The following is a 280-nucleotide window of genomic DNA, read 5'->3' as shown; positions in this document are numbered from 1 at the left end:
ACCGGATATAGTCTGCAATATTGCTTCTGGTACAAATCCAGAATGTCTTCCATGCAGGCGACAAAGGCGGCATTTTGTTCGGGTGGAATACACCAGCATTTACGAAGATGGGGTTTTAGTTCGTTTTTTTAAAAGCTGCCCCACAGCCTCATGGGAAATGCTGTCAATGTACTGCAGCTCAACCGCCTTATCGGCCAACAACCTTAATGACCATCTGGATCGTCCAGGCGGCGGAGAACTGCAACTAAGTGCAATTATCTTAGCCTCTACCTCGCCGGTA

1 pseudogene is annotated in these 280 nt (G+C 47.9%); it reads right to left on the bottom strand.

The features are described from left to right. A pseudogene (locus DCCM_RS19360) lies at positions 1–280 on the bottom strand (helix-turn-helix domain-containing protein); the annotation flags it as partial.

The sequence above is a fragment of the Desulfocucumis palustris genome (genome assembly GCF_002933875.1).
GTDB lineage: Bacteria > Bacillota > Desulfotomaculia > Desulfotomaculales > Desulfocucumaceae > Desulfocucumis > Desulfocucumis palustris.
Note: the sequence above shows the minus strand (reverse complement) of the source record. Positions and strands in the feature narration are given on the sequence as shown.